30 protein-coding genes are annotated in these 25,810 nt (G+C 70.9%); 21 read left to right on the forward strand and 9 right to left on the reverse strand.

What is annotated here, in order from left to right; all coding sequences use genetic code 11:
• Window position 1 precedes the first annotated feature (1 nt).
• The 4 genes from AOA12_RS00345 (at window position 2) to AOA12_RS00360 (ending at window position 5,851) form a co-directional block, all read left to right on the forward strand.
• Window positions 2–2,200, forward strand: coding sequence for an MMPL family transporter (locus tag AOA12_RS00345; protein ID WP_054686725.1), 2,199 nt, complete (start codon window positions 2–4; stop codon window positions 2,198–2,200).
• A gap of 109 nt (window positions 2,201–2,309) precedes the next feature.
• Window positions 2,310–3,233 carry an LLM class F420-dependent oxidoreductase gene (locus AOA12_RS00350; protein WP_054678573.1) on the forward strand — a complete coding sequence of 308 codons (924 nt, stop codon included), beginning with the start codon at window positions 2,310–2,312 and terminating at the stop codon, window positions 3,231–3,233.
• A gap of 261 nt (window positions 3,234–3,494) precedes the next feature.
• A complete protein-coding gene (locus AOA12_RS00355) occupies window positions 3,495–4,457 on the forward strand; it encodes an isocitrate lyase/PEP mutase family protein (RefSeq protein ID WP_054678576.1) in 963 nt (320 codons plus the stop codon).
• A gap of 44 nt (window positions 4,458–4,501) precedes the next feature.
• Window positions 4,502–5,851 carry an MFS transporter gene (locus tag AOA12_RS00360; protein WP_054678580.1) on the forward strand — a complete coding sequence of 450 codons (1,350 nt, stop codon included), beginning with the start codon at window positions 4,502–4,504 and terminating at the stop codon, window positions 5,849–5,851.
• A gap of 98 nt (window positions 5,852–5,949) precedes the next feature.
• On the opposite strand, the gene AOA12_RS00365 is transcribed toward AOA12_RS00360, so the two are convergent.
• Window positions 5,950–6,870 (reverse strand): LysR family transcriptional regulator, encoded by a 921-nt coding sequence (locus tag AOA12_RS00365; protein ID WP_054678583.1) that lies wholly within the window; start codon window positions 6,868–6,870, stop codon window positions 5,950–5,952.
• Entirely contained in the window at window positions 6,863–7,282 is a 420-nt protein-coding gene (locus AOA12_RS00370; RefSeq protein ID WP_054678584.1) for an HtaA domain-containing protein, read from the reverse strand. Before AOA12_RS00370 ends, AOA12_RS00365 begins: the two co-directional genes overlap by 8 nt.
• A 163-nt stretch (window positions 7,283–7,445) precedes the next feature.
• Between AOA12_RS00370 and AOA12_RS00375 the strand changes: the two genes are divergently transcribed.
• Genes AOA12_RS00375 through AOA12_RS00395 form a run of 5 tightly spaced genes read left to right on the forward strand, consistent with a single transcriptional unit; the run spans window position 7,446 to window position 11,732 of the window.
• A complete protein-coding gene (locus AOA12_RS00375) occupies window positions 7,446–8,276 on the forward strand; it encodes an SDR family NAD(P)-dependent oxidoreductase (RefSeq protein WP_054678586.1) in 831 nt (276 codons plus the stop codon).
• 27 nt (window positions 8,277–8,303) lie between these two features.
• Window positions 8,304–9,566: a cytochrome P450 gene (locus tag AOA12_RS00380; RefSeq protein WP_054678592.1), complete on the forward strand. Its 1,263-nt coding sequence runs from the start codon at window positions 8,304–8,306 to the stop codon at window positions 9,564–9,566.
• Window positions 9,567–9,598: 32 nt separating this feature from the next.
• Window positions 9,599–9,925 carry a 2Fe-2S iron-sulfur cluster-binding protein gene (locus AOA12_RS00385; protein WP_054678594.1) on the forward strand — a complete coding sequence of 109 codons (327 nt, stop codon included), beginning with the start codon at window positions 9,599–9,601 and terminating at the stop codon, window positions 9,923–9,925.
• Window positions 9,922–11,178, forward strand: a complete 1,257-nt coding sequence (locus AOA12_RS00390; RefSeq protein WP_054678597.1) for an NAD(P)/FAD-dependent oxidoreductase — start codon at window positions 9,922–9,924, stop codon at window positions 11,176–11,178. Before AOA12_RS00385 ends, AOA12_RS00390 begins: the two co-directional genes overlap by 4 nt.
• A gap of 53 nt (window positions 11,179–11,231) precedes the next feature.
• Window positions 11,232–11,732, forward strand: coding sequence for a hypothetical protein (locus AOA12_RS00395; protein WP_054678600.1), 501 nt, complete (start codon window positions 11,232–11,234; stop codon window positions 11,730–11,732).
• Here AOA12_RS00395 and AOA12_RS00400 read toward each other — a convergent pair.
• A complete protein-coding gene (locus AOA12_RS00400) occupies window positions 11,714–12,334 on the reverse strand; it encodes a hypothetical protein (RefSeq protein ID WP_054678603.1) in 621 nt (206 codons plus the stop codon). The two genes, AOA12_RS00395 and AOA12_RS00400, sit on opposite strands and share 19 nt — an antisense overlap.
• Before the next feature lie 358 nt (window positions 12,335–12,692).
• Here AOA12_RS00400 and AOA12_RS00405 point away from each other — a divergent pair, with 358 nt between their 5' ends.
• Both AOA12_RS00405 and AOA12_RS00410 read left to right on the forward strand, forming a co-directional pair.
• The gene (locus AOA12_RS00405) at window positions 12,693–13,061 is read left to right on the forward strand and encodes a YciI family protein (RefSeq protein ID WP_054678607.1); all 369 of its coding nucleotides are present in this window, start codon (window positions 12,693–12,695) and stop codon (window positions 13,059–13,061) included.
• Window positions 13,062–13,073: 12 nt separating this feature from the next.
• Complete coding sequence (locus tag AOA12_RS00410; RefSeq protein ID WP_054678610.1) at window positions 13,074–14,084, forward strand: RNA polymerase sigma factor; 1,011 nt, start codon at window positions 13,074–13,076, stop codon at window positions 14,082–14,084.
• A gap of 26 nt (window positions 14,085–14,110) precedes the next feature.
• On the opposite strand, the gene AOA12_RS00415 is transcribed toward AOA12_RS00410, so the two are convergent.
• Complete coding sequence (locus AOA12_RS00415; protein ID WP_054678614.1) at window positions 14,111–14,539, reverse strand: hypothetical protein; 429 nt, start codon at window positions 14,537–14,539, stop codon at window positions 14,111–14,113.
• Window positions 14,540–14,599: 60 nt separating this feature from the next.
• On the opposite strand from AOA12_RS00415, the gene AOA12_RS00420 reads away from it, so the two are divergent.
• A complete protein-coding gene (locus tag AOA12_RS00420; RefSeq protein WP_054678617.1) occupies window positions 14,600–15,163 on the forward strand; it encodes a TetR/AcrR family transcriptional regulator in 564 nt (187 codons plus the stop codon).
• 13 nt (window positions 15,164–15,176) lie between these two features.
• On the opposite strand, the gene AOA12_RS00425 is transcribed toward AOA12_RS00420, so the two are convergent.
• Window positions 15,177–15,686, reverse strand: coding sequence for a DUF6328 family protein (locus AOA12_RS00425; RefSeq protein ID WP_054678620.1), 510 nt, complete (start codon window positions 15,684–15,686; stop codon window positions 15,177–15,179).
• A 206-nt stretch (window positions 15,687–15,892) separates the two neighbouring features.
• Here AOA12_RS00425 and AOA12_RS00430 point away from each other — a divergent pair, with 206 nt between their 5' ends.
• Window positions 15,893–16,882, forward strand: coding sequence for a hypothetical protein (locus tag AOA12_RS00430; RefSeq protein ID WP_054678624.1), 990 nt, complete (start codon window positions 15,893–15,895; stop codon window positions 16,880–16,882).
• A gap of 17 nt (window positions 16,883–16,899) precedes the next feature.
• On the opposite strand, the gene AOA12_RS00435 is transcribed toward AOA12_RS00430, so the two are convergent.
• Both AOA12_RS00435 and AOA12_RS00440 read right to left on the reverse strand, forming a co-directional pair.
• Window positions 16,900–17,841 carry a hypothetical protein gene (locus tag AOA12_RS00435; protein ID WP_156366327.1) on the reverse strand — a complete coding sequence of 314 codons (942 nt, stop codon included), beginning with the start codon at window positions 17,839–17,841 and terminating at the stop codon, window positions 16,900–16,902.
• Window positions 17,842–17,981: 140 nt separating this feature from the next.
• Window positions 17,982–18,881 carry a LysR substrate-binding domain-containing protein gene (locus AOA12_RS00440; protein WP_082405829.1) on the reverse strand — a complete coding sequence of 300 codons (900 nt, stop codon included), beginning with the start codon at window positions 18,879–18,881 and terminating at the stop codon, window positions 17,982–17,984.
• Window positions 18,882–18,959: 78 nt separating this feature from the next.
• Between AOA12_RS00440 and AOA12_RS00445 the strand changes: the two genes are divergently transcribed.
• The 3 genes from AOA12_RS00445 to AOA12_RS00455 all read left to right on the forward strand — a co-directional run bounded on the left by AOA12_RS00445 (window position 18,960) and on the right by AOA12_RS00455 (window position 21,563).
• Complete coding sequence (locus AOA12_RS00445; protein ID WP_082405830.1) at window positions 18,960–19,898, forward strand: EamA family transporter; 939 nt, start codon at window positions 18,960–18,962, stop codon at window positions 19,896–19,898.
• The gene (gene wrbA / locus AOA12_RS00450) at window positions 19,895–20,512 is read left to right on the forward strand and encodes an NAD(P)H:quinone oxidoreductase (protein ID WP_054678633.1); all 618 of its coding nucleotides are present in this window, start codon (window positions 19,895–19,897) and stop codon (window positions 20,510–20,512) included. The genes AOA12_RS00445 and wrbA overlap by 4 nt, the downstream gene beginning before the upstream one ends.
• Window positions 20,513–21,134: 622 nt before the next feature.
• Window positions 21,135–21,563 (forward strand): NUDIX hydrolase, encoded by a 429-nt coding sequence (locus AOA12_RS00455; RefSeq protein WP_054678636.1) that lies wholly within the window; start codon window positions 21,135–21,137, stop codon window positions 21,561–21,563.
• Between the two features lie 14 nt (window positions 21,564–21,577).
• Here the strand turns inward: AOA12_RS00455 and AOA12_RS00460 are convergent, their stop codons facing one another.
• Entirely contained in the window at window positions 21,578–22,153 is a 576-nt protein-coding gene (locus tag AOA12_RS00460) for a hypothetical protein (RefSeq protein WP_054678639.1), read from the reverse strand.
• A 128-nt stretch (window positions 22,154–22,281) separates the two neighbouring features.
• Between AOA12_RS00460 and AOA12_RS00465 the strand changes: the two genes are divergently transcribed.
• Window positions 22,282–22,839, forward strand: a complete 558-nt coding sequence (locus AOA12_RS00465) for a peptidylprolyl isomerase (RefSeq protein ID WP_054678642.1) — start codon at window positions 22,282–22,284, stop codon at window positions 22,837–22,839.
• A 6-nt stretch (window positions 22,840–22,845) separates the two neighbouring features.
• Complete coding sequence (locus AOA12_RS00470; protein WP_054678645.1) at window positions 22,846–23,721, forward strand: rhomboid family intramembrane serine protease; 876 nt, start codon at window positions 22,846–22,848, stop codon at window positions 23,719–23,721.
• A gap of 100 nt (window positions 23,722–23,821) precedes the next feature.
• On the opposite strand, the gene AOA12_RS00475 is transcribed toward AOA12_RS00470, so the two are convergent.
• Window positions 23,822–24,055 carry a cell division protein CrgA gene (locus AOA12_RS00475; RefSeq protein WP_054678648.1) on the reverse strand — a complete coding sequence of 78 codons (234 nt, stop codon included), beginning with the start codon at window positions 24,053–24,055 and terminating at the stop codon, window positions 23,822–23,824.
• Window positions 24,056–24,109: 54 nt separating this feature from the next.
• Here AOA12_RS00475 and AOA12_RS00480 point away from each other — a divergent pair, with 54 nt between their 5' ends.
• The 3 genes from AOA12_RS00480 to AOA12_RS00485 are packed head-to-tail and all read left to right on the forward strand — an operon-like array spanning window position 24,110 to window position 25,696.
• Complete coding sequence (locus AOA12_RS00480) at window positions 24,110–24,895, forward strand: class E sortase (protein ID WP_054678651.1); 786 nt, start codon at window positions 24,110–24,112, stop codon at window positions 24,893–24,895.
• On the forward strand, window positions 24,895–25,053 hold the full coding sequence (locus AOA12_RS23460; protein WP_197281020.1) for a hypothetical protein: 159 nt from the start codon (window positions 24,895–24,897) through the stop codon (window positions 25,051–25,053). Before AOA12_RS00480 ends, AOA12_RS23460 begins: the two co-directional genes overlap by 1 nt.
• Complete coding sequence (locus tag AOA12_RS00485) at window positions 25,046–25,696, forward strand: anthranilate synthase component II (RefSeq protein ID WP_054678655.1); 651 nt, start codon at window positions 25,046–25,048, stop codon at window positions 25,694–25,696. Before AOA12_RS23460 ends, AOA12_RS00485 begins: the two co-directional genes overlap by 8 nt.
• Window positions 25,697–25,810: the final 114 nt, after the last annotated feature.

Raw genomic sequence — 25,810 nt, forward strand, 5'->3', positions numbered from 1 at the left:
GATGTCACGCACCGTACCCGCCTCGGCCTCGCCGGAGCGCCGTCGTGAGCGACGGCGCATCGTCGCGATGCTCCGCGTCGCCCTGCCCGCCCTGATCATCCTCGTCTGGTTCGCCGGAGCGGCGATCGGCGGACCCTTCTTCGGCAGGGTCGACGAGGTCTCCTCGAACGACCAGACCTCGTACCTCCCCGAGTCCGCCGACGCCACGCGCGTGCAGGAGCGGCTCGGCCGGTTCCGGGACTCCGACGCGATACCCGCCGTGGTCGTCATCGTGGGCGAGCAGGAGCTCACCGAAGGGGACATCGAGGATCTGCGGGATGCGGTGACGGCACTCTCCGGCATCGACGGTGTCGGCGAGGGGATCTCGCCGCCGATCCCCTCCGACGACGGGCGGGCGCTCGAGGTCTTCGTGCCCGTCGACGGAGACGCCGAGATCGGAGAGGTCGTGTCCGAGATCGGCGATCGGCTCCGGGCGGAGGCTCCGCCCTCGATCGCCGTCTATGTGACCGGCCCCGCAGGGTTCAGCGCCGACCTCGTCCAGGCGTTCTCGGGGATCGACGGACTGCTCCTCGCCGTCGCCCTCATCGCGGTCTTCGTCATCCTGGTGATCGTCTACCGCTCTCTCCTGCTTCCGGTCGCCGTGCTCGCGACGAGCGTCTTCGCGCTCACCGTCGCCCTGCTGACGGTCTGGTGGCTCGCCAAGGCAGGCGTCGTGCTGCTCAGCGGACAGACCCAGGGCATCCTCTTCATCCTCGTCATCGGCGCTGCGACCGACTACTCGCTGCTCTACGTCGCCCGCTACCGCGAAGCACTCCGTGTGGAGCAGGACGGATGGGTCGCCAGCAAGGCCGCACTGCGCGGTTCGATCGAGCCGATCCTCGCCTCCGGCGGAACGGTCATCGCGGGTCTGCTCTGCCTGCTGCTGAGCGACCTGAAGTCGAACAGCGCACTCGGCCCCGTGGCATCCCTCGGCATCGTGTTCGCGATGCTCGCCGCCCTCACGCTCCTGCCGGCGATCCTCTTCGCGCTCGGCCGGGCCGCGTTCTGGCCCCGGCGGCCCCGCTACGAGCCGGAGGCCGTCGCTGCCGAGAACGGGCTCCCCGCCCGGGGGATGTGGCGAAAGGTCGGCGAGCTGATCCGACGCCGCCCCCGCCCGGTGTGGATCGTCACGACGATCGTGCTGCTCGCGGGCGCGCTCGGCGTGACGCAGCTTCAGGCGGACGGCGTGCCGCAGTCCGACCTCGTGCTCGCCTCGTCCGAGGCTCGCGACGGGCAGGAGGCCCTCGGCACGCACTTCCCCGGCGGATCCGGAAGCCCCGTCTTCGTGCTCGCGCCCGAGAACGCGTTCCGCCAGACCGCGGATGCGCTGCTCGACAGCCCCGGGATCGAGGACGTTGCCGTCCTCAGCCGCGACAGCGTCTCCGGGTCGGCTCCGGTGACCGCGGACGGCATCGGGTCGGTCGGGCCGCCGGGAACGCCGACGCCGGCTCCGACCGTCGTCGACGGCGAGATCATGCTCCAAGCGACCCTGGCCGACGCCGCGGACTCGGAGGCGGCGGAGAGCGCCGTGCGAGACCTGCGAGCGACGTTCGAGCGGAACGATGCCGAGGCGCTCGTGGGCGGTGTGACCGCGACGGCGATCGACACCAAGGACACCTCGATCCACGATCGTGCCCTGATCATCCCCGTCGTGCTCGCGGTGATCCTCCTCGTCCTGATGCTCCTGCTCCGATCGGTCGTCGCCCCGGTCCTCCTCATCCTCACGACGGTGCTGTCGTTCGCGACGGCTCTGGGCGTCTCGGCCATCGTGTTCAACAGCGTCCTCGACCTCCCCGGAGCAGACCCGGCGGTGCCCCTCTACGGGTTCGTCTTCCTCGTCGCCCTGGGCATCGACTACAACATCTTCCTCGCCACCCGCGTGCGGGAGGAAGCGCGCCGCCACGGAACACGGGAGGGCATCATCCGCGGACTCGCCGTCACCGGGGGCGTCATCACGTCGGCGGGGCTCGTGCTCGCCGCCACCTTCGCGGCGCTCTCGATCCTCCCCATCCTGTTCCTGCTGCAGCTCGCGTTCATCGTCGCGTTCGGCGTGCTCCTCGACACCTTCCTCGTCCGGGCCCTGCTCGTTCCGGCGCTCTTCTACGACATCGGGCCGAGGATCTGGTGGCCGTCGAGACTCGGCGTCGAACGCGGCCCATGACTCGTCGAGACCTGTCCGGGCAGGTGCGACGCGGGAGGCGCGGTCGACCACCGCCGGGAACGCCACGTCTGCCGGCGCCCGCCGGCCCGGCATCCGCCAGACTGGACGCATGGAGTACACGGTCTTCACCGAGCCCCAAGAAGGCTTCAGCTACGACGACCAGCTCGCCTTCGCGCTGGCCGCGGAGCGGCACGGGTTCGACGCGTTCTTCCGCTCCGACCACTACATGCGGATGGCCGAGGGCGATCCGCTGCCCGGTCCGACCGACGCCTGGACCACGCTCGCCGGTCTCGCGCGCGAGACCTCGCGCATCCGGCTGGGCACGCTCGTGTCGTCGGCGACGCACCGGGTGCCCGCGATCCTCGCGATCCAGGTCGCACAGGTCGACGCGATGTCGGGCGGACGCGTCGAGTTCGGTCTCGGCACCGGCTGGTTCGAGGCGGAGCACCGCGCGTACGGCATCCCCTTTCCGGCGAAGCGGTTCGGGATGCTGGAGGAGCAGCTCGAGGTCATCACCGGCCTCTGGCGCACGCCGGTCGGCGAGACCTTCTCCTTCGCTGGCGAGCACTACACGCTCGTCGATGCGCCGGCCCTGCCCAAGCCGGTGCAGGAGCGCGTGCCCGTGGTCGTCGGCGGCAGCGGCCCGCGCCGCACCCCCGAGATCGCGGCACGGTTCGCGACCGAGTTCAACATCGGCTTCTGCTCCGAGCGGGTCGTCGCCGAGCGCATCCCCGTCATCCGGGCGGCGTGCGAGAGGATCGGCCGCGACCCGGCCACGATGAAGATCTCGGTCGCGCTGCCGACGTTCGCGGGCGCGACAGAGGCCGACGTCGCACGTCGCGCGGAGGCCGTCGGCCGAGCCGACGTCCGCGACGGCGTCAACATCGTGGGCGGCGTCGACGAGATCGCCGCGAAGGTCGACCGACTGCGCGCGCTCGGCGCCGACCGGGTGCATTTCCAGCTGCTCGACCTGCGTGACGTCGACCAGGTCGACTTCCTCGGCGCCGAGGTGCTTCCGGCCCTCGGGCGGTGACGCGGTCCCGGCCGCCCCGCATCGCTCGGTGACGCCGCCGAATGGCGCGCGCATTCTCGTGCGATTCGCGCTCTCCTGTGACATCTCGCTCCGAGCCGTCGGTTGAATTCTCGGCGCATTCTCTGTTCCTCTCGCACCTTCGATGCGGCAATCGGATAGGAGGGGCGAAGATTATGCATTGGCGTAATTCATCGTGCCGCTCCTAGGGTGACTGGCGAGGTCGCGTGCGCGCCCCGTTCAACGATGAAGGAGTCTCTGCACATGGGCATGTCCGTAAAGAAATCCACGCGGCTGAAAGCATTGTTCGCCCGGCCGGAGACGGTGATCATGCCGTTCGGCGTGATGCCGATCCATGCCCAGATGGCGGAGGCCGCCGGATTCGAGGCGTTCGAGGTGTCGGGTGGCCTCTCCGCATACTGGTACGGCGTGCCGGACGTGGGCCTGCTCACGATGACCGAGTTCGTCGCCCACTGCGAGCGCGTGGCCCGGTCGGTCGACATCCCGGTGTTCTGCGATGCCGACACGGGATTCGGCCCCGGTCCGGCGAGCATCCGCCGGACGGTCCACGAGTACATCCACGCGGGCGTCGCCGGGATCCACATCGAGGACCAGGCCGAGCCGAAGAAGGCCGGGGGACAGACCGGGATCGCGCTGGTCTCCGACGAGGAGGCCATCGGCCGGCTGAACGCCGCGTGCGACGCCCGCGACGAGCTGGACGAGGACTTCGTCATCGTCGCCCGGACCGACGGGTACGGCGCCGGCGGCGGCAGCCTCGAGGAGGCGATCCGTCGCGGCAGGCTCTACCGCGAGGAGACGGGGGCCGACGTGATCTTCTACGAAGGCCTGCACACGTGGGAACAGATCCGCACGGCGCTCGCCGAGACGCCCGGACCCGCCTACGTCATCCCCTCCTACACCCTCACCGACCGGCCGTCGATGGCGGAGCTGTCCGAGATGGGCCAGTCCATCGAGGTCACGCCGTTCATCTACCCGGCCCTCGGCGAGGCCTGGCGAATGCTCCTCGACGTTCGGGCGGCGAACAGCAGTGAGCCGGTGTCCGCGTATATGACCGCCGAGCTGAAGCTCCGCGGCGAGGAGCGCTATGGCGGCGTCGGCGATCAGTGGGTGAGACCCGGTTATGCGGACATTCGCCGCATGGAGGAGAAATACCTTCCCGCGTCCATGCAGCGCGACTACGTCAACAATCCCAACGTGAACGACTGATCGCTCTTCTCCCGAGACTTTCAATGACGAAAGGAACCCGATCCATGTCCACCACACTCAACGCCGCCGAGAGTCCGGCGACGCCCGCGGCCGGCGAGCCGAGCGAGTTCCGCCGGGGCATCGGCGCCCTCATCGGCGGGGTCGTCTTCTACGCCGGCAGCCCGATCATCCTGGCTCAGACGCAGAGCATCATGATCGGGCCGACGATGGAGGAGACCGGCCTGCCGGCCATCGCCGTGACCATCAGCCCCTGGATCATCCTCTTCCTCGGGGTCCTGCAGCCGATCGTCGGCTGGCTGCTGCGCCGCTACTCGCCCCGGCCGTTCATCATCGTCACCGTCATCGCCAACCTCGTGGCGCTGCTGCTGTTCGCGACGATGCCGGCCAGCTGGTTCAGCTTCTGGGCGATCGCGTTCGGCGTCGGCATCGTCGGATCGCTCGGCTACCAGGTCGCGATCAGCCGGATGCTCTCGTTCTGGTTCCGGAGCAACCTGGGGGTCGCCGTGGGCATCGTCGGAGGGGCGGCATCGCTGTTCCCCCTCATCGCCCTGCCGGTCATGACCCACTTCATCTACAGCGGCGGCGGATGGCGCTCGGGCTACTGGGTGCTGTTCGTCTACGTGCTGGTGGTGACCCTTCCGCTGGTGCTCCTGCTGTTCAAGAAGCCGAAGAGCCCGATCTTCGCCGACGACCTCGCGGTCGAGGAGGGCGGGAACGCGGCGAAGGCCGACATCGCGGGGCTGTCCCTGCGGGAGATCTTCGGCGGTGTCCGGTTCTGGGCGCTCCTCGTGTCGTTCTTCATCGCGAACCTGGCCGTGGGCGGCTTCCTCGCGAACATCGCCGTCATCGCGATGGACCGCGGGTTCGACGCGGTGTTCGCGACGGGCCTGTCGATGGCGATGCTCATCGGCGTCCTCCTCGGTCGCGTGCTCGGCGGCTTCCTGATCGACCGCACGGGATGGCCGTACATCAGCCCCGTCATCATCCTCACGGTCTCGGGCATCGGGGCGGTGCTGTTCGGCACGCTCCCGAACACCACCTCGATCGTCGTCATGTGGGTCATCGCCGGCCTCATCGGGCTCTCCCAGGGCGCCGAGGGCGACTACATGGCGTTCTTCTCCATGCGCGAGTTCGGTGCCAAGAACTACACGTTCATCGCCGGCTTCATGTTCATGGCCACCGGGATCGCGGGGTTCCTCGGGGGCATCAGCTTCGCCATCGTGAAGGACCTCACGGGCTCCTACACCGTGGTCGCGTTCGTCGTCGCGTTCGCCTATCTGGTCGGTGCGGCGCTCCTGCTCGTCGCCGGCTTCGTCAGCATCGGCGCCAAGCGGCGGGGTGCGCGCTACTTCGCCGGACAGGGCGCCGAGGAGCTGCGCGTCGCGGCGGACTGACGCGGGCGACGGTGCCGCCGGCGGGTCCTCGCCCCGCCGGCGGCACCGGACGTGCGTGCGGCGGCCGCGGGCGCTGCGGCTCCGCCGGCGGCATCCGATCAGGAGGCCGGCGTCTCGGCGGGGACGCTGCCGTACGCCGCGATCGCCCGGCGATGGGCGATCTCGATGACGTGCAGCGCGGCGGGCGACAGCGTCCGCTGCGCGGGTCTGTTCAGGGTCACCACGTCGCCCGGCAGCGCATCGCCCCGGTCCGCGATGTCGAGGGCCACGAGATCTCCGGTCAGCATCCCCGCCGTGGAGATGAGGATGGTGTCCGTCTCGCGAGAGATGTGCGTGAGGATGCCGGTGTCGTCGCTCTCGATCGTCGCGTAGAGCAGCTGCGCGAGCTCGGGCTCGTTGGACATGCGCAGCACCTCGTTCCACGCGGTGGCGCACATGCGCGGGTACTCGCCGAGGTCCGCGAACGTCACGGCGTTGGCCGAGGCGAGCGGATGCTCGGGCCGCACGAAGAACTGAGGACGACCGAGTCCGACGACCGTCGTCTCGAGCTTGTCGCCCCACGCCGGGTTCGGCTGGCGCGAGAGGAAGAAGTCGAGCTCGCCCTCGAGGAGCATGGCGTACATCGTGGAGGTCTTGGACAGCACCGTGGACACCGAGATGTCGAGCCCGGAGTTCAGGATGTCGCTGACCACGTGCGGGATGACGCTCGCGCCGACCATCGGGCCGGCGCCGATGCGCACGTGTCCGCGGACGCCGCGCGAGCGTGAGGCGATGTCGGCCTCGATGTTGCTCGCATGCCGCAGGAGGTTCTCGGCGTGGTGCAGCACGTCGACGCCGATCGTCGTCAGCTCGATCCCGTTGCGCCCGCGGTCCAGCAGACGCGTCTGCAGCGTGTTCTCCAGGCTCTGGATGCTGCGCGTCAGCGTCGGCTGGGACACGTGCAGCACCGCGGCGGCCGCGGTGTAGCTGCCGTGCCGCGCGAGCACGGCGAACTGGTGGAGCTTCTCGATCTCAAGCATCTTCGCCCGCTGCGCGGAACGGGTCGAGCAGCTCCCCCGGGGAGTACACGTCTCCGAGCAGGCGGGCGCCGTCGACGGTGAGGCGCAGCTGGGGCGCCCCCGCCGCGTCGGGCTCGCCGACACGCGCGAGCACGACGGGAGGATCGGACGGATCCTCCGAGGCGCGCACGGCGATGGTGCCCCCGGCGCCCTCGAACCGCACCTGCGGATCGGCGACGATCACGTCGAGCAGGCCGCCGTGGGCGCGGAACCGCACGGTTCCGCGATATCGCGCGGAATGCGCGTTCGACTCCACGGTCTCGAAGACGAAGCCGTCGGCGGAACGGTGCGCTCCGTCGGATGCTTCGACGGAGCCGCCGGATCGTTCGACGTAGTCGACGAAGCTTCGGCGGATGGTCCAGGTCAGATTCACGGAAGACTCCTTTGTCATGCGATAGATGCATTGAAAGACATTGATCATTGCTTGTTATGAATTCATCGCCTGCCTAGAGTACCTCGTGACCACGGGTTCGGAAAGCAGTCTTCGAGGATGAAGACGCCCCTCGTGGGAGAGGCGAGGTGTCGTGGGTACCGATATGGACTTCAGTGCCGCCGCGGCGGTGGTGACCGGCGCGGGCAGCGGAATCGGGCGGTCGATCGCACACGAGTTCGCGAGTCTGGGAACGCGTGTGCTCGTTGCCGATATCGATGACGATTCGGCGCAGTCGGTCGCCGAGGAGATCAGGGCTGCAGGGGGAGACGCGCGAGCGCGGGCGGTCGACGTGACCGATGCCGACAGCGTCGAGGCCCTCGCCGACGAGGCGTTCGAGGCCTTCGGCCGGGTGGACATCCTCTGCAACAACGCCGGGGTGACCTGGCGTCCCTTCCGGTCGGTGTGGGATGCCAGCCTCGCGGACTTTCGCTGGATGACCGAGGTCAACTACTTCGGCGTGGTCCACGGCGTCTTCGCGTTCCTGCCGCGCATGAGAGCGCAGGCCGGCAGGAAGCAGATCGTCAACACGTCGTCGCTGGCGACGCTGTCGACGAGCCCGGGACACGCGCCCTACACGGCATCGAAGCATGCCGTCGACGGGCTGAGCGACGTGCTCCGGGAAGAGCTCGTCGACCACGGCGACGACTTCGGCGTGACGGTGCTCTATCCGGGACTGATCACCACGAACATCGGCGAGACCAGCAAGAGCGTCCGTGCGCAGGAGACCGGCGACGATCTGTCCGATGCGATCGCCTACACGCAGGTGCGGACGTTCGACTTTCCGCACAACCGGCCCAAGGGCCCCGAGAACGTCGGCAAGCAGGTGGTCGAGGCCATTCGCCGCAACGACCCATACTGCCTCACCCATCCGGCCCCCGAGAGCGAGATCGCGCAGCGCGCGAAGCTCTGGACCCGCGCCTATCGCGGCTATTGAACGCAAGGAATCCCGAAGGAGAACGTCATGACACTTCCCGCCGACATCGACCACAAGCTGGTGGACCCCGCCTTCTTCGCGGGCACCGGGTTCCACGCCGTCCTGGCGCAGCTGCGTCGTGAGGACCCCGTGCACTGGACGCACGATCCCTCGTACGATCGCGGATTCTGGTCCCTCACCCGCTACGACGACTGCCTGCGCCTGCTGGAGGAGCCCGAGAACTTCTCGAACTCCGCCGGAACGCACATTCCGCCGAACGGCCGCCCGCTGACGGAGGAGGAGCGGTTCAAGATGGGGTACGACGTGCAGCTCGTCGTGTCCGACCCGCCCCGTCACCAGGAGCTGCGGGCTCCGTTCAACCCGCATTTCTCCGTTCCGGCCGTCGCCAAGTTCCACGGCGACTGCGACCGCATCGTCGATGAGATCCTCGACGAGATCGCGGACAAGGGCACCGCCGAGGGCGTCACCCAGATCGCCGCCCTCCTGCCCGTGCGGCTCTTCCTGAGCCTCATGGACGTGCCGGAGCAGGACTGGGCGAAGGTGCGCCAGATCACGCTCCGCATGCTGCACCCCGAGGACCCGAACTGGGGCGACCCGGACGCCGCCGACTACAACGCGCTGATCGCGGACGCCATGGGCGACCTGTACGGGTACATGGCGGATCACGTCCTCGCCCGACGCGGCAAGGAGGGCGCGGACTTCGCCACCCTCATCGCGAACAAGGACTACCGCGGCAAGATGCTCACCGAACGCGAGGCCGGGATGATGGGCTTCTCGGTCGTCGCGGGCGGGCTGGAGACCACTCGCAACGCCGCCGCCATCGCGATCATGGAGCTCGCCCGGCGCCCCGAGCAGGCGGCGCTCCTCGCCGACGACAAGACGGCCAAGCTCGCCGTCGAAGAGATCATCCGCTGGGTCACGCCGTCCAAGAACAGGCTGCGTGTCGCGACCAGGGACCTGGAGATCGGCGGCAAGCAGATCAAGAAGGGCGACTGGGTCGTCGGGTGGATCGTGTCGGCCAACCGGGACGAGACCGTCTTCGGACCCACCGCCGATCAGTTCGACATCACCCGCAGCCCGAACCCCCACCTCGGGTTCGGCGAGGGCGAGCACATCTGCCTGGGCCGGAACGTCGCGCGGCTCGAGCTGCGGATCCTGCTCCAGAAGCTGTTCGCGCGGTTCCCCGACCTGCGCCTCTCCGGGGAGCCCGAGTGGGTGCACTCCACCAACACGACCGGCCTGGCGTCGCTTCCGCTCGCGTTCGAGCCGCGGGTTCCCGCCGGCGTGTAGTCACGGCGACCAACGGATTCGAGGAGGAAGAGATGGCGAAGATCACCTATGTCGTGCCCGAGAACGGGACCGAGCGCACCGTCGAGTTCGCCGAGGGCGACGACGTCATGACGGTCGCGGTCAACAACGACGTGCCCGGCATCGAGGGCGAGTGCGGCGGCGAGATGAACTGCGGCACGTGTCACGTGTGGGTCGGAGAGAAGTGGTACGGCAGCTTCGGCGAGCCCGACTGGGACGAGGGGGTCATGCTCGACATCGTCGACCGCGCGCCCACCAGCCGGCTCGGATGTCAGCTCAAGCTCTGCGGCGCGCATGACGGCATCGTTGTGACGGTCGCCACCGGAGAGGCGTCGTCGTGACGATCCCGGATGCCTACGACCTCCTCGTCGTCGGCGGCGGGCATGCGGGGGTCGCCGTCGTCGGCCAGCTCCGCAAGTCGGGATACGCGGGCACGATCGGAGTCATCGAGGGCCAGGACGAGCTACCGTACGAGCGCCCTCCGCTGTCCAAGGGACTCCTCCTCGGCGATGTCACCGAGGAGGAGCTCCGGCTGCGCCGCGCGGACTACTGGCAGAGCGGCGTCGCCGACCTGCATCTCGGCGTGACGGTGACCTCCGTCGACCCTCGGGCGCACCGCGTGACGATCGGCGACGGGAGCACCGTCGGCTACGGGAGGCTCGTCTGGGCCACGGGCGCGAGCGCTCGCGCCCTGCCGCTGCCCGGCGCCGACTCCGAGAACGTCGTCGCCGTCCGCACGCTGGCCGATGCGCGTCGTCTCGAGCGGCTGGCGGCGACCGCGGCGACCGCGGTGCTCATCGGCGGGGGATACATCGGGCTGGAGACGGCGGCCACGCTGGCCAAGCTCGGCACCCGGGTCACCGTCGTCGAGGCGCAGTCGCGCCTGCTGGCGCGGGTGAGCGGACCGGCCGTCGCCCGCCGGCTCGCCGAGCTGCATGCCGGCCACGGCGTGCGCGTCGTCGTCGACGCTCAGGTGAGCGGTCTGCGGACGGCGGGGTCCCGCGTCACCTCCGTCGTCCTGGGGGACGGCGACGTGCTCGACGCCGACCTCGTCGTCGTGGGCATCGGCGTCGAGCCGCGCATCGCGCAGCTCGTCGAGGCGGGTGCGGCGACCGCCGGGGGCGTTCTGGTCGACAGCCGGTGCCGCACCGGTCTCGACGGCGTCTACGCGATCGGGGACGTCGCCGCCCAGGAGTGCGGGTACGCCGGCGGAGCTCGCCTGCGCATCGAGTCGGTGCCCAACGCCACCGAGCAGGCCAAGTGCGTCGCCGCCGACGTCGTGGGCGGCGCCGAGATCGCCAGAGGCGTGCCGTGGTTCTGGTCGCAGCAGTACGACGTGCGCCTTCAGACCGCGGGAATCCTCGCGGGCTTCGATCAGGAGGTCGTCCGGGAGCCCGGTGCCGATGACGCGTACGTCGTCGGGTACTTCCGAGAAGGGCTCCTCGTGGCGGCCGACTGCCTCAACGCTCCCCGCGACTTCAACGTCGTCAAGACCTTGCTCGGCCGCCGCCTCGCCGTCACGCCCGAGCGGTTCTCCGCGGCGCCGGCGCTCGCCGACCTCCTGTCCCACGAGCACGCCGCAGCGACGATGTGAGTAGGCTCGCGCCATGACGCGTGCCACCGTGCCCCGGACGCCGGAGCACGTGCATGGGTGAGCTCGGGTTCTCGTGGGTGGGGCTGGCGTTTTTGCTCGCCCTGTTCGTGCCGAACCTGATCTGGGCCCTGGCGGCCAGGCCGCGGGACTACGACCCGAGCTCCGAGCACCGCGGCCTGCTCCTGCTGGAACGGGTCGGACAGGTGGCGACGACGACCGCCGCGCTGGTGTTCGCCGACACGAACCTGAAGCCGTGGAGCCCGTGGTCGTGGTGGCTGGTCGCCGCGATCGTGCTCATGGTCGCCTACGAGGCCGCCTGGATCCGCTACTTCGCCGGCCGGCGGACGATGCGGGACTTCACGCGGAGCCTGCTCGGCATCCCGGTCCCGCTCGCCTCTCTGCCCGTCGTCGCGTTCCTTCTGCTCGGGGTCTACGGGCGCCTGTTCTGGCTCGTCGCCGGAGCCGTCGTCCTCGGCATCGGGCACGTCGGCATCCACCTCCGGCACGCCGGCGAGCAGGCGGCTCCCCGGGGCGATCAGCCGCCGGCGCCGTGACGGGTCGGACCGCCCTCGTCCCCGTCGCCGCGCCCGAGCCGCTGCCAGACCGCCGAGGGCACCGCGTCGGCCACCGCCGTCGCGAAGGCGAGCATGGCGTCGATGTGATCGATGCGCAGCGCGTCGCCCGCGACCGTCACGAGGGACCGCCCGTCGAACCGCCACGCGATGGGCGGCCACTGCAGCAGCACGGGGAGGATGCCGGGCAGCACGTCACCGGCGAACTCCGGCCACGGCGTGCGGACGGCGTTCGCGTGATCGAAGCCGGCATGACCGGTGGGGATCACCGCGCGCTGACCGAACAGCCGGCTGATCGCGCCCTGCGGCGTCACCTCCAGCGACGGGAGCTCGACGCCGAGATCGAGGGCGACCACCTGCCGCACGGTCGTCGAATGCACCGTCATCATCGTGTTGCCGTCCACATAGGAGTTGTCCTGCTCCGTCTCGAACGCGACGAACCACTTCCCCTCGTGCCGGCCGCGGACGACCCGTCGCGGATCGGCGCCGCGGGCCTCGCGAAAGTGCGCCCGCAGCGACGGGTCGTGGGGCAGATACGACCACCCGCGCCGCTGGGCCGCATACGCCAGCGCATCGAGGTCCATGCCGGGAAGACTACGCCTCGCACGGCTTTCCTCAACCCCGCCCACCCGCCCGCGCGCCCCTCCTCTTCCCACCCCGCCCCCGCCCCGCCTCCCTCGCCGAGTCAATCCTCCCTCGCCGAATCAACCCCCGGTGTGCGCGTACGGGGTATTGGCTGGGCGGGCGAGGATTGACTCGGCCGCGCCTGGTCACGCTAGGGAGAGGGGCGGGGCGGCTGCTGCGACCGCCACACCCCGCCCGATACAGCCCGCGGCGTCAAGCTCGCGGGCATTCCTCCCTGAGGCGCCTCGCCCTGTCGATCGATCGGTCTCCGAATCGTCATAGTGGTGACAGCTCACGCGACGAGAAAGGATGACTGTCATGCGATACGCACTGCTCCTGCACTACCCGGAGCCCGCCGAGGGCGAGCTCGACGCCGAGCGGATGGAGGAGGGGATGCGGGCTTTCGACGCCTATGCGAAGGCGCTCGCCGCCGCGGGCGTGCTCGGCGGGGCCGACGTGCTCCACCCCTCCACGGCCACGACGACGGTCACCGCGGTCTCCGGAGCGCCGACGGTGCAGTCGGGGCCGTTCGCCGACGGGCCCGAGCGGCTCGGCGGGGTGATCACGATCGAGGTCGACGACCTGGACGCCGCGATCGAATGGGCCGCCCGGGCGCCGTCCGCCGCGTGGGGACACGTCGAGGTGCGGCCCGTCGCGACGCGGTTCGTCGACGGCGAGTGGCGGTGACCCGCGACGGCCGTGACCGCTGATCCGCTCCACGACACGATCACCGGCCTGGCGCGCGACGCGCGGGGTCGCATCCTGTCGCTGTTGGCGTCCTCGACCCGGGACATCGCCCTGGTCGAGGACGCCCTCGCCGACGCGTTCGAGCGGGCGTTGCGCACGTGGCCGGCGAGCGGCGTGCCCGACCGCCCGGAGGCGTGGGTCTTCACCGTGGCGCGCAACCGTCTCCGCGACCTCGCCGGTGCGGCGGCGCGACGCACCGCGGCATCCCTCGACGAGGAGATCCCGGCCGTTTCCGTCGCCGAGGCCGACGTCGACGCCATCCCCGACAAGCGCCTGGAGCTGCTGTTCGTCTGCGCGCACCCCGCGATCGACCCGGGCGTGCGCGCTCCGCTCATGCTGCAGGTGGTCCTCGGATTCGAGGCCGCGCAGATCGCGGAGGCGTTCCGGGTGGGCCCGGCGGCGATGGCGCAGCGCCTGGTGCGGGCGAAGCGGCGCATCCGTGACACCGGCATCCCCTTCCGCGTGCCGGGCCGCGGCGACATGCCGTCGCGCCTGCCCGCCGTGCTCGAGGCGATCTACGGCGCGTACACCCTGGACTGGCTCGACCAGCAGGAGCGCGTGCGCGAGTCGCTCGCCGACGAGGCGCGCTGGCTGGCCGTGCTGACCGCCGAGCTGCTCGGCACCGAGCCCGAGGCCTGGGGGCTCGCCGCCCTCCTCACCCTCGCGCAGTCGCGCGCGCCGGCGCGCATCGGCGACCCGTGGCCGCCGATCGACCGGCAGGACACGAGGCTCTGGGACCGCACTCTCATCCTGCACGGGGAGGCCCTGCTGAAGCGCGCGCACGGCCTCGGCCGCCCGTTCGGCCGGTATCAGCTCGAGGCCGCGATCCAGTCGGTCCACTGCGACCGTGCTCGCACGGGCCGGCTCGACCGCGAGACGCTCCTGACGCTCTACGAGGGTCTCCTCGTCGTCGCGCCGACGGCGGGCGCGCGCGAGGCGTACGACGCGCTCCGGTCGACATAGCGGGGCGGTCGCGCGGCGGGCGAGGGTCAGGCCGGCACGCTCGCGAGGATGCAGATGCCGAGCATCCCGAACCACGCGATCGCGCCGACGAGCGCGTGCAGCGCGGCCGCCGGGCGCCGGAAGCCCAGCACGTCGCCGCTCACGGCGCGGTAGCCGGGCCGTGTCGTGCCGGGGTGGCGGGCGCGGTACGAGGCGAACATCAGCAGGTCGCCGAACACCTGGCCGACCGTGATGATCGCGAACGCGGCCCACGCGACCGGCGCCGACCCCGTGACGACGAACGCCGTCCAGACGCCGATGCTCACGACCTGCAGGGCGACGTGCGTCGCGATCTTCGCGACGGGCGGGATGCCGGATCCGCGGTGCCGCATCCAGGCGAGGAGCGACGTCAGCCCGAACGCGGCCGCGACCAGCAGCAGGACGAGGTCTGCGATCGCGAGGGCAAGGACGGGCATGAGGCGAGAATACTACAGATGTAGTGCACGCGGTACTACGAATGTAGTTAGACTGGACGCATGGCGTCGAACCGGGAGCGCGCGATCGGCGCGGCCATCGAGATCCTCGCGACCGACGGCATCCGCGCCCTCACGCATCGTCGTGTCGACGAGCGCGCGGGCCTGCCCGCCGGCTCGACCTCCAACGCCTTCCGCACGCGCAGCGCGCTGCTCGTCGGCATCACCGAGCACATGGTCGCCACCGAGCTGCCCGCGATCGCGCTGCCCTCCGCCCCGCCGGAGCAGGATGCCGCGTCGCCCGCGCTGCTCGCCGATGCGCTGATCGCCCTGTTCGACCTCCTGACCGGACCGCTGCGCACCCAGACCGCGGCACGGCTCGCGCTGTTCGTCGAGGCCGGCCACGACGAGGTGATCCGCGCCGCGCTGGGTCGTGGCCGGTCCCGGGTCGTGGAGCCGATCCGCTCCGCGTTCGCCACCGCGGGCGCTCCCGACCCCGACCTCGCGGTGCAGCTCGTCGCGACCTGCTTCGAGGGGCTCTTCCTGCAGGTGCTCGGCCGCCACGTCGACGTCGACCCGCGGCCGATCATCGCCGCCACCGTGCGTGCGGCCCTGATCGCGGAGTGACGTCCGATCGGCCTCAGCCCTCGACGCGCGACGTGTGGCGCCGCGCCACGAGCGGCACGACGACCCAGACGACGACCACGATCGCGAGGATGCCGAGCGCGACGCCCACGCCCCACGCGCGGCCCAGGACGATGTCGAAGATCAGCAGGCCGATGCCGGCCATCGTGATCCCCACGCCGACGAGGGCCAGCTGCGCGAACCGGCTCGTGTACGCGACGATCTTGCCCTTCACGCGCCGGCGGAACAGGCGCCGGTGCAGGCTCACGGGGGCGAGCGCGAGCGCCGTCGTCAGGATCGACGTGACGACCAGCACGAGATACACGGCCAGCTGAAAGTCGTCGAGCTCCGAGAAGCGCGACTGGAACACCGCGGCGAGCAGGAAGCCGGTGATGATCTGCGTGCCCGTCTGGATGACCCGCAGCTCCTGCAGCAGCTCGTTCCAGTTCCGGTCCCACCGCTCGTTGACGGTCTCGTGGCGCCCGTCGTTCGCATCGGCATCCCCGGTGTCATCCCGCTCGTCCACCGTCACATCCTCCCGCCCGTGCTCACAGGCCGAACGTACCGCGTCCGCTCACCGCGCGGCAGGGCACGCGCGCTGGTCCGTGGCGATCGCGGTTGATAGATTCGGGTCGGCGGCGGACCACATGGCACGACGCGGCTGTCGCTTCGGTCGGCCATGGCGCATCGCCCGCTCCGACGTCTGAAGCCGCAACAACGGTGAGGGGAACAATGGCGTCATCAGACTCGAGCGTGTCGTTCAAAGACGTGCTGGGAATCATCGGCGGAATCATCGGAGGGGCGATCGCGACCGCGCTCGGCGGTCTCGTGATCGGCGTGGCGCTGGACATCTTCCAGGTCCACATCAACTCTTCGTCCAGTTTCTTCCTCTTCACGAACGGCCTCTGGGTCGGTGCCGTCGCAGGCGGGCTCATCGCCTTCGCCTCTCAGGCGTCGCGTCGCGCAAACGCGGCAGAAGCCGAGCGCGATCGGCAACGACGCGAACGCGAGGCCGCTGCGCAGGAGCGCAGCGATCTCCTCGCCCGTCTCATGGCGCAGATCCGATCGGCGTGCATCGATTCGGTGGCCGTGTTCGAGTGCCTGCCCAGCGACCTCCGCAATGCGCGGGACTGGGGTGCGGAGGCGCAGCATCACTTTCAGAACAACGCGTACTCGCCGTTCTGGCACGCGATCGAGAACGCGTACGACAACCTCGGCTACTACAACGAGCGTCTCGCCGCGATCGGGAAGCTCTCTCGTGACTACGACGACGCGGCCACGTCATACGTGGCCGAGCGCGGTCCTGAGGCGGTGCCGGCGTTCCCCGTGCAGATCGATGCGGCCAGCGCGACGCAGGCCGCAGAGCCGATCGTCCGGAGACTGAACGAGATCGTCTATCAGGCTCAGCGCGACGCCGTGTTCGCGCAGATCTGGGAACAGCGGCGCACGACCGCGGCCGTCGTCCGCGGTTTCGCCAGTCTTGAGGTCGCCGTGAGCCGGATGTCCTCCACGCTGTCGGCATCGATCAGTCAGCTGAACACGTCGGTGGGCTCGCTGTCGGCGTCCGTGTCCGGGATGAGCAGCGGTCTCGCCTCGGCATCCGCTGCTTCGGCGGCGCTGGGCGCCGAGCAGCTTCGCGCCCAGCAGGAGATCAACGACCGGATGGGAAAGGCCGTGCACTACCTGAAGGAAGAGCACAAGCGGGCGATCGGGCTCGCATAGCGCGTCACGGAGGACGTTCACCCGGTGCGGTGATCCGCGGCGCACCACGCGCTCACCCAGGCGAGCAGGTCGCCGCGCAGGACGTCGCCGCCGTACAGCTCGATGCTCGTCGGCGTGCCGCCGAGCTCGACGTCGAGCGTGAACACGGTGCCGCGCTTGTCCTCGAGCACCGCGTGCGGGTCGCAGCGCAGCGGCACCAGCGGCAGGGCGATCATCCGCTCCGCCGTGTCGCCCGGCGCGAGGTCGACGTCGATCGGATGGATCATCGACGCGCCGTCGTAGGTGAGCAGGTTCGTCGAGTGGATGCCGAGGACGCCGGCGCCGCCCGCGCCGGTCGGAGCGATGCGCAGCACGAGCTCGGCGGGGGCGTCCGCAGCCGACGGCGTGAATGAGACGAGCCTGACGTCGGCGACCTCCGCGAGCGCGAGGGCGTCGCACTCCCGCCGGTGCAGCGCGCCGAGGAAGGGGAACGCCTCGCCGATCGCGACGACCGCCGTGCCGGTGCGATCCCCCTGCCGGTGGTCGAGCGTGAGCTCCGTGGCATCGCCGTCCGGCCGGATGCCGGAGTCGCACGCGACGGCGGGCAGCTGCATGCGGATGTTGACGCGTCCGCCCGCGCGCACCGTCGTCGTGCGGTCCGGGTCGACGCGCACGATCTCCGCCGCGAACCGCGGGTCGGCGACCGTGATCCTCTCGACGGTGAACGGCTCATCCGATCCGTTGGCGATCTGGACCTGCACCTCGCGCGGGATCACGTCGGAGCGCTGCTGACGCAGCACCGCCGTCACCCCCGCGGGCAGCTCCGTCGCCGGGCCGCCCGCCGCGGGCACGCCGGTCGTGGGCACGCCGTTCGCGGGCACCGTGGGCGCCGGGCCCGTGCACCCCGTGAGCACGAGCGCCGTGAGCATCGCGATCGCGTGCCCCGCCGCTCCCCGCATCCGCGCACCGCTCCGTCGCACCGGCGCCTCCTCTCCGCCCGCTCCGTCCGGTCCTCCGGTGACGCCCCACGCGTGTCGCGCGCGGCTTTCGTGGGCGCTTGTCGTCGCCTCGCGGCCCCGCATCCGACAACGAGCGCCCCCGATATCGAGTGTCGCATCCGCTACCCTTCCCGGCCCGCCGCCGATGCGGCCGCGAGCTGCGCGTCGACGAGCGCGAGAAAGGCGGATGCCGCGGGACTCGGGTTGAAGTCGTCCCAGACCAGGTGCTCGACCCGGCCCGGCCCGCCGACGACGGGCAGCGTCACGAGTCCCGGCCGGTCGGCCACGAACGCCGCCGGCAGGAACGCGACCGCGAGGTTCTGCGCGACGAGGCCGCAGATCATCTCGGGCGACGAGACCTCGAACACGACCGAGCGCGCGAGGCCCGCTCGCTCGAACGCGAGATCGCTCTGCGCGCGTCCGCGGCTCGCGGCCGTGAAGTCGACGAAGGTCTCGTCCGCGAGATCGCGCAGCGTGAGCCGGCGCCGTGTCGCGAGCCGGTGCTGAGCGCTCACGACGGCGACGTGCGCCGCCCGCGACAGCTCGCGCATGCGGATGCCGCGGGCCGGGCCGGAGTCCTCGGGCAGCCCCACGAAGGCGGCGTCGACGCGCCCCGCCTGCACGGCGGCGATCAGCTGCTCGCTCGAGGCGCCGCGCAGGGCCACGTGCACGTGCGGGTGCGCGCGGTGGAAGGCGCCGAGCAGCGCGGGCACGTCGAGCGCCGTGACGGTGGGGATCATGCCGAGCGTGAGGCTTCCGCCGACGTGCCCCGCGATCGCCACGGCACCGGCGCGCCCGACGGCCGCGAGGGCGTCGCGCGCGTGCGCGACGAACCGCTCGCCCGCCTCGGTGATCTCGACCCGCCGGCTGTTCCGTACGAACAGGGCCGTGCCGAGCTCCCTCTCGACGGCCTTGATCTGGTGGCTGAGCGCCGACTGCACGACGTGGCACTGCTCGGCGGCCCGCGTGAAGCTGCGGGTCTCGGCGAGGGCGACGACGTAGCGCAGCTGCTGCAGTTCCATGCATCCATGTTTCATGTAGATCGCTGAAATGAAAAGCATGTGTTGGACTCATGGATCGCGGGCGCGGATAGTGGAGTCATGACCGCGTCGACCCTGGCATCCCCCGCTGCGTCCGCGACGACCCGCGGACGGGTCTGGCGCACGCTCGTCACCGCCCTCGCGCCCGTCGTGTGGGGCACGACGTACATCGCGACGACGGAGTTCCTGCCGCCCGACCACCCGCTCTTCGCCGCGCTCATGCGGGCGCTGCCCGGTGGTCTCCTCGCGATCGCCCTCACCCGCGCCCTGCCGCGCGGCGACTGGTGGTGGAAGGCGCTCGTGCTCGGCACGCTGAACATCGGCCTGTTCTTCCCGCTGCTGTTCGTCGCCGCCGAGCGCCTGCCCGGCGGCGTCGCGGCGACCCTCGCGGCCGCGCAGCCGATCCTCGTCGCCGTGCTCGCGATCGTCGTGCTGCACGAGCCGCGCTCGTGGTGGAAGCTCGGCTGGGGCGTCGTCGGGGTCGTCGGCGTGGGCTGCGTCGTGCTGGGTCCCGCAGCGTCGCTGGATGCCGTGGGCATCGCCGCCGGACTGCTCAGCGCGGTCGGCATGGCCGTCGGGGTCGTGCTCACCAAGCGCTGGGGACGCCCTCCCGGGGTCGGGCCGATCGGCTTCGCGGGCTGGCAGCTCGCGGCCGGCGGGCTCGTGCTGCTCGTGCCGACGCTGCTGTTCGAGGGCGTCCCGAGCGACATCGACGCCCGGGCCGTCGGCGGGTACGTGTGGCTCGGCCTCATCGGCGGAGTGCTCGCCTACGCCGTGTGGTTCCGCGGTTTGCACACCTTGCCCGTCACCTCGACCGCCCTGCTCGGCCTGCTGTCGCCGCTCGTCGCCGCCGTCATCGGGGCGGTCGTGCTGGGCCAGATGCTCTCGCCGGTGCAGTTGCTCGGGTTCGTGCTCGCGCTGGGCGCCCTGGCCGCGGGGCAGTTCCCGCCGCCGGCATCCCTTCTTCCCTCGGTCCGCAAAGACAGGAGTCTCCCATGACCAGAATCACCGTCGTCTACTACTCGTCGACCGGGAACGTGCACCAGCTCGCCGAGGCGATCGCCGAGGGCGCGGGCGCCCAGGGCGCCGAGGTGCGCCTGCGGCGGGCCGCCGAGCTCGCCCCGGATGCCGCGATCGACGCGAACCCGGCCTGGCGGCAGCACCTCGACGCGACGCGCGACATCCCGGTCGCGACGCCCGACGACCTCGCGTGGTCCGACGGCTACGCGTTCGGGTCGCCGTCGCGCTTCGGCGCCCCCGCCGCGCAGCTCAAGCAGTTCATCGACACCCTGGGCGGCACGTGGGCGCGCGGCGACCTCGCCGACCGTGCCGCGACCGTGTTCACGAGCGCGCAGAACGCGCACGGCGGTCAGGAGGCCGTCTCGCTGTCGCTGTTCGCGACGCTCAGCCACTTCGGCGCGATCATCGTGCCGCCCGGGTACACCGACGCGAGCATCGCCGCGGCGGGCGGCAACCCCTACGGCATCTCGGTGACGTCGGGCGCGAAGCCGCGCACGGCCACCGACGCCGACCTCGCGGCCGCGCGCTATCAGGGCGGCCGCCTCGCGCGCGTGGCCGGCCGCCTCGCCGCGCTCCGCGACACCGACGCCTGAGCCGGGGCGGGGTGCATCCCGTCCCGCTGGTCGAGTGCTCGCGGCGGAGCCGCGAGTGTATCGAGACCCTTTCCACGGTCCGTTACCTGGGTTTCGATACGCCGCCTGCGGCGGCTACTCAACCAGCGGGGGTGTGTGGCGCGGGTGTGGGTTGCGGGTGCGTCCATTCCCGCTGGTCGAGTGCTCGCGGCGAAGCCGCGAGTGTATCGAGACCCTTGCCACGGTCCGTTACCTGGGTTTCGATACGCCGCCTGCGGCGGCTACTCAACCAGCGGGGGTGTGAGGCGCGTGATGAGAGTTGTCCCGTGGATCTGAGCGGGGCCGGAGCGGGGCGGGTGCATCCCATCCCGCTGGTCGAGTGCTCGCGGCGGAGCCGCGAGTGTATCGAGACCCTTCCCGCGGTGCGTTAGACGGGTTTCGATACGCCGCCTGCGGCGGCTACTCAACCAGCGGGGGTGCAGGACGGGCGTGTGGGTGCATCCCATCCCGCTGGTCGAGTGCCGTCGGAGGAGCCGACGGTGTATCGAGACCCTTCCCGCGGTGCGTTAGACGGGTTTCGATACGCCGCCTCCGGTGGTTGCTCAACCAGCGGTGGTGTGAGGCACGTGATTAGAGTTGTGCCATGGATCTGCGCGTCTCCGCCTATGCGATCATCACCGACGAGGCCGGACGCGTGCTGCTCGCGCGATGGAACGAGGGTCCGGTGCCCGCGTGGACGCTCCCGGGCGGCGGGATCGAGCCCGGCGAGGACCCCGCCGACGCGGCCGTGCGCGAGGTGCGCGAGGAGACCGGCTTCGACGCCGCGCTCGACGAACTGCTCGGCATCCACTCGTACGTCATCCCCGCCGAGCGGCGCCTCGCCGACGCGAAGGGGCCGCTGCAGGCGCTGCGCATCGTCTACCGCGCGCACATCGTCGGCGGCGAGCTGACCCACGAGCAGAACGGCTCGACCGACCGCGCCGAGTGGTTCGCCGTGGATGCCGTGGGCGCACTCGAACACGTGCACCTCGTCGACCTGGGTCTCGAGATGGCGGGCCTCACGGCCCGCTGAGGATCAGACGCGGATCAGGCGTCAGGGGCCGACAGCGGGTCGTCGGCGACCCACAGCTCGTCGTCGGCGCGCAGCGTCTGCCACGCCGCATAGGCGACGCCGACCGCGGCGGCGACACCGAGGATGATCGCGATCACGCCGCCGGCGCCGATGCCCTTCTTGGGCTCGGGCGTCACGATCGTGAGCCTCTTCGCGGCCGCCGAGCCGTACGTCGAGGCGCGCTTGGTGAAGTCGCCCAGGTTGACGGGGGCGAGGCCGCGACCGGCGGCGATGCGCTCGCGCGTGTCGTTGGCGGCATCCATCACCGACAGTGCCGAGCCGACGACGGCGCCCGCGGCGGGCACGAGGCCCTTGTTGTAGAAGTCGCGCGTGGCACGCACGCCCCGTGTGATCGCCGGCACCGCGTACTTCTGGTAGCCCTCCTGCACGGCGGGCTGCAGCTGCTCGCGGTTGTAGTTGCCCAGCTGACGACCGGCCTCGCGCGCGATGTCTCCGGCCTCCTCGACCAGTGTCTGCTGCGACTCCCACAGCTTCTGCGCGTTCGACTGCAGCTTGCGAAGTTCCTTCTTGCGCTTGCGGCTGATGCTCATGGCGGCCTCCCAGATCGGGGGTTGTGAACGGATACCACGCCGGTAGGCACGGCAGAACGACGTCGTCTTTCCCATCTTGCCAGACGTCGCCGACGTCGCCACGAATCCAAGATGAGAGAATACTGATCATGCCGATCCACACCGCAGTCGCCACGATCCACACCAACCACGGCGACATCGTCGTCAACCTCTTCGGAGACCACGCGCCGCGCACCGTGCAGAACTTCGTCGGGCTCGCCGACGGCTCGCAGGCGTGGACCCACCCGGCGACGGGCAAGCCCGGTGAGGGCCCCCTCTACAAGGACGTCGTCTTCCACCGCATCATCCCCGGCTTCATGATCCAGGGTGGCGACCCGCTCGGCCAGGGCGTGGGCGGCCCCGGCTACACGTTCAACGACGAGATCCACCCCGAGCTGGCCTTCGGCTCGCCCTACCTGCTGGCGATGGCCAACGCCGGCCTGCGCCGCAACGCGATCACGGGCAAGCCCGAGGGCACCAACGGCTCGCAGTTCTTCATCACGACCGACCCCACGCCGTGGCTCAACGGCAAGCACACGATCTTCGGCGAGGTGGCCGACGCCGACTCGCGCGCGGTCGTCGACGCGATCAGCGCCGTGCCCACCGCGGCGGGCGACCGTCCCGTCGAGCCCGTCGTCATCTCGTCGATCGACGTCGTCACGGTCTGACCCCTCGTGACGGGCCCCGACCTCGGCAGCAACCCCGACAACTACTGCTACCGGCATCCCGAGCGGCAGAGCTTCGTGCTCTGCCAGCGATGCCTGCGCACCGTGTGCGCCGAGTGTCAGACGCCCATGCCCGTCGGGGTGATCTGCCCCGAGTGCCTCGCCGCCGCGACCGCGGCGCACCCGAACGTCACGTCGATGGCCGGCCGGCGACCGCGCGCCGCGGTGGTGCGGCGTCGCGCCGACGGCCGGCCGACCGTGACGTACGCGATCATCCTCGTCACGTCGCTGTTCTTCCTGATCGGCCTCGTGCCCGGCATCGGCCCGCGGGTCGAGTCGGCGCTCGCGTTCAACAGCCTGCTGATGATCCCCGGCTTCGCGTTCGAGCCGTGGCGCATCCTCACGGTCACGCTCGTGCACGCCGGCATCTGGCACGTCGCCCTCAACATGCTCGCGGTGTGGGCGCTCGGCCGCAGCCTCGAGCCGCTGCTGGGGCCCTGGCGCTACCTCACGCTGTACGTGCTGTCGGCGATGGGCGGCTCGGCGCTCGTCGCGCTGCTCAACCCGGGCGGCTGGGTCGTCGGCGCCTCGGGCGCGGTGTGGGGCATGCTCGGCGCGATGTTCGTGATCGGACGGCACCTGGGCGCGAACGTCACGTCGATCGCGATCCTGCTGGGCCTCAACCTCGTCATCACGTTCCTGCCCGGCTCGAACATCTCGTGGCAGGCGCACATCGGCGGCGGCCTCGTGGGCGCGCTCGTCGGCCTCATCTTCGCGCGCACGCGCCGCGCCGATCAGAAGCGCACGCAGGTGGTGCTGCTCGGGGCCGTGGGCGTCGGGCTGCTCGCGATCACGATCGCGGCGCCGACGCTGCTGCTGCGCTGAGCAGGATCACCGCACGATCGCCGGGAGAGTTATCCACAGGTTCATCCACAGCTGGGGATGAATTACACGCGTGTAACTCTTCGCGAGACGGATGCCGCGGCTATCGCCAGCGGGTCGTCATGAGGAACCCGACGAACGCGACGCCGAAGCCGATCACGAGGTTCCACGCGCCGATGCCGGGGATCGGCAGGTTCGACCCGCTGAGGTAGAAGACGATCACCCACACGAGGCCGATGATCATGAGACCGAGCATGATCGGCTTGAACCAGACGGGGTTGGGGGCCTGCTCGACCTCGCGGGCCGACTCGTCTTCACCGCTCGTTGAACGTGCCATGGCGACAATTGTAGTCATCAGGCGTCTCCGACCCCGCTATGGGACAATGCCTCGGTGACGGCAAGGGGTCGGCGATCGCGCGCGCGGGTGCGATCGCGCGCGAGTTTCGGCGGTGTCCTGGGCGAGCTGCTCATCACCGCCGGGGTCGTCGCCATGCTCTTCGTCGTGTGGCAGCTGTGGATCGGCGACGCGATCGTCGGCGGGCAGAAGCAGGCCGAGGCCGACGCCCTGGCGCAGCAGTGGATCGCGGCCGCGCAGGCCGGCGGGGCGGACGCCCCGGCATCCGTCGGCGGTGCACCGGAGCCGTCCGGCGCGCCGCAGGAGCCGGCCGACCCCGCGCCCCCCGTGCCCGCCGCGGTGGGCCACGGGGAGGTGTTCGGCGTCATGTACGTGCCGCGGTTCGGCGCCGACTGGCAGTACCAGATCGCGAGCGGCACGACCCGGCCCGACATCCTCGACGAGGCGTTCATCGGCCACTACGAGAACACCGACATGCCCGGCGCCGTCGGCAACGCCGCGTTCGCGGCGCACCGCTGGGGCCACGGCGCGCTCTTCGGCCCCATGGACCAGCTCGTCGTCGGCGACGCCATCGTCGTGCAGACGCCCGAGGGCTGGTACACCTACCGGTTCCGCAACCTGGAGTACGTGCAGCCCGAGCAGATCGAGGTGCTCGCGCCCGTGCCGGGCCACCCCGACCGCGTCGCGAGCGACCGCATCCTCACCCTCACGACGTGCGCGCCCCTCTACAACACGAAGGAGCGGCTCATCGCCTACGCGCTGTTCGACTCGTTCACACCCGCCGCCGACGGTCCGCCGCCGGCGCTCGCCGAGGGGGCCTGATGTACGCGGCACTGTGGCGCATCCTTCCCGGACCCTGGTGGGTGCGGGTGCTCATCCTGCTCGCGCTCGCCGCCGCGGCGATCTACGGGCTGTTCTTCCACGTGTTCCCCTGGCTCTCGCCGCTGCTCGTGCCGCAGGAGTCGACGATCGGTGGATAGGGACGGCGGGAGCGACGGCGGCATCCTGGTCGTCGACAATCACGACAGCTTCGTGCACACGCTCGTCGGGTACGTGGTCGAGCTCGGCGCGGCCGCCGACTTCGTCGAGGCGGATGCCGTGGACGACGCCGCCGCGCTCGTGCGCGGCTGGGCGGGCGTGCTGATCTCGCCCGGGCCCGGCACGCCGCGCGAGGCGGGCGCGTCGATCGCGGTCGCGCGTGCGGCGCTCGACGCGCGCGTGCCGCTGCTGGGCGTCTGCCTCGGGCATCAGGCCCTCGCCGAGGCGTGCGGCGCGACCGTGGCCGAGGCGCCGGAGCTCATGCACGGCATGACGAGCGACGTGCGGCACGACGGCAGCGCCCTGTTCGAGGGGATGCCGTCGCCGTTCGCGGCGACGCGGTACCACTCGCTCGCCGTCGTCCCCGCATCCCTGCCCGCGGAGCTGATCGTCACCGGCCGCACCGCGAGCGGCACCATCATGGCGCTCGCGCATCGCGACGCCCCCGCCTGGGGTGTGCAGTTCCATCCGGAGTCGGTGCTCACCGAGGGCGGCTACCGCCTGCTCGGCAACTGGCTCGAGCGAGCCGGCGTGCCCGGCGCCGCCGCCCGCGGCGCCCGCCTCCACCCCCACCGCACGGCGTAGCCCCGCCCCTCGCGCCCCCGCGATCCCCGAAGCGGCGTCCACAACTCAGGAAGACCGCCCCGCACCCCCGCTGGTTGCTCCTCCGCTGGCTGCTCCCCCCGCTGGTTGAGTAGC

This window comes from Microbacterium sp. No. 7 (assembly GCF_001314225.1).
GTDB lineage: Bacteria > Actinomycetota > Actinomycetes > Actinomycetales > Microbacteriaceae > Microbacterium.

Excerpts from the sequence above, each read along its gene's own strand:
- AOA12_RS00405 (WP_054678607.1), top strand. The coding sequence starts at position 12,693 with ATGCGATACGCACTGCTCCTGCACTACCCGGAGCCCGCCGAGGGCGAG.
- AOA12_RS00375 (WP_054678586.1), top strand. The coding sequence starts at position 7,446 with ATGGACTTCAGTGCCGCCGCGGCGGTGGTGACCGGCGCGGGCAGCGGA.
- AOA12_RS00430 (WP_054678624.1), top strand. The coding sequence starts at position 15,893 with ATGGCGTCATCAGACTCGAGCGTGTCGTTCAAAGACGTGCTGGGAATC.
- AOA12_RS00455 (WP_054678636.1), top strand. The coding sequence starts at position 21,135 with ATGGATCTGCGCGTCTCCGCCTATGCGATCATCACCGACGAGGCCGGA.
- AOA12_RS00400 (WP_054678603.1), bottom strand. The coding sequence starts at position 12,334 with ATGGACCTCGATGCGCTGGCGTATGCGGCCCAGCGGCGCGGGTGGTCG.
- AOA12_RS23460 (WP_197281020.1), top strand. The coding sequence starts at position 24,895 with ATGTACGCGGCACTGTGGCGCATCCTTCCCGGACCCTGGTGGGTGCGG.
- AOA12_RS00365 (WP_054678583.1), bottom strand. The coding sequence starts at position 6,870 with ATGCTTGAGATCGAGAAGCTCCACCAGTTCGCCGTGCTCGCGCGGCAC.
- AOA12_RS00355 (WP_054678576.1), top strand. The coding sequence starts at position 3,495 with ATGGGCATGTCCGTAAAGAAATCCACGCGGCTGAAAGCATTGTTCGCC.
- AOA12_RS00445 (WP_082405830.1), top strand. The coding sequence starts at position 18,960 with ATGACCGCGTCGACCCTGGCATCCCCCGCTGCGTCCGCGACGACCCGC.
- AOA12_RS00420 (WP_054678617.1), top strand. The coding sequence starts at position 14,600 with ATGGCGTCGAACCGGGAGCGCGCGATCGGCGCGGCCATCGAGATCCTC.
- AOA12_RS00440 (WP_082405829.1), bottom strand. The coding sequence starts at position 18,881 with ATGGAACTGCAGCAGCTGCGCTACGTCGTCGCCCTCGCCGAGACCCGC.
- AOA12_RS00345 (WP_054686725.1), top strand. The coding sequence starts at position 2 with ATGTCACGCACCGTACCCGCCTCGGCCTCGCCGGAGCGCCGTCGTGAG.
- AOA12_RS00350 (WP_054678573.1), top strand. The coding sequence starts at position 2,310 with ATGGAGTACACGGTCTTCACCGAGCCCCAAGAAGGCTTCAGCTACGAC.
- AOA12_RS00360 (WP_054678580.1), top strand. The coding sequence starts at position 4,502 with ATGTCCACCACACTCAACGCCGCCGAGAGTCCGGCGACGCCCGCGGCC.
- AOA12_RS00380 (WP_054678592.1), top strand. The coding sequence starts at position 8,304 with ATGACACTTCCCGCCGACATCGACCACAAGCTGGTGGACCCCGCCTTC.
- AOA12_RS00385 (WP_054678594.1), top strand. The coding sequence starts at position 9,599 with ATGGCGAAGATCACCTATGTCGTGCCCGAGAACGGGACCGAGCGCACC.
- wrbA (WP_054678633.1), top strand. The coding sequence starts at position 19,895 with ATGACCAGAATCACCGTCGTCTACTACTCGTCGACCGGGAACGTGCAC.
- AOA12_RS00395 (WP_054678600.1), top strand. The coding sequence starts at position 11,232 with ATGGGTGAGCTCGGGTTCTCGTGGGTGGGGCTGGCGTTTTTGCTCGCC.
- AOA12_RS00460 (WP_054678639.1), bottom strand. The coding sequence starts at position 22,153 with ATGAGCATCAGCCGCAAGCGCAAGAAGGAACTTCGCAAGCTGCAGTCG.
- AOA12_RS00475 (WP_054678648.1), bottom strand. The coding sequence starts at position 24,055 with ATGGCACGTTCAACGAGCGGTGAAGACGAGTCGGCCCGCGAGGTCGAG.
- AOA12_RS00415 (WP_054678614.1), bottom strand. The coding sequence starts at position 14,539 with ATGCCCGTCCTTGCCCTCGCGATCGCAGACCTCGTCCTGCTGCTGGTC.
- AOA12_RS00465 (WP_054678642.1), top strand. The coding sequence starts at position 22,282 with ATGCCGATCCACACCGCAGTCGCCACGATCCACACCAACCACGGCGAC.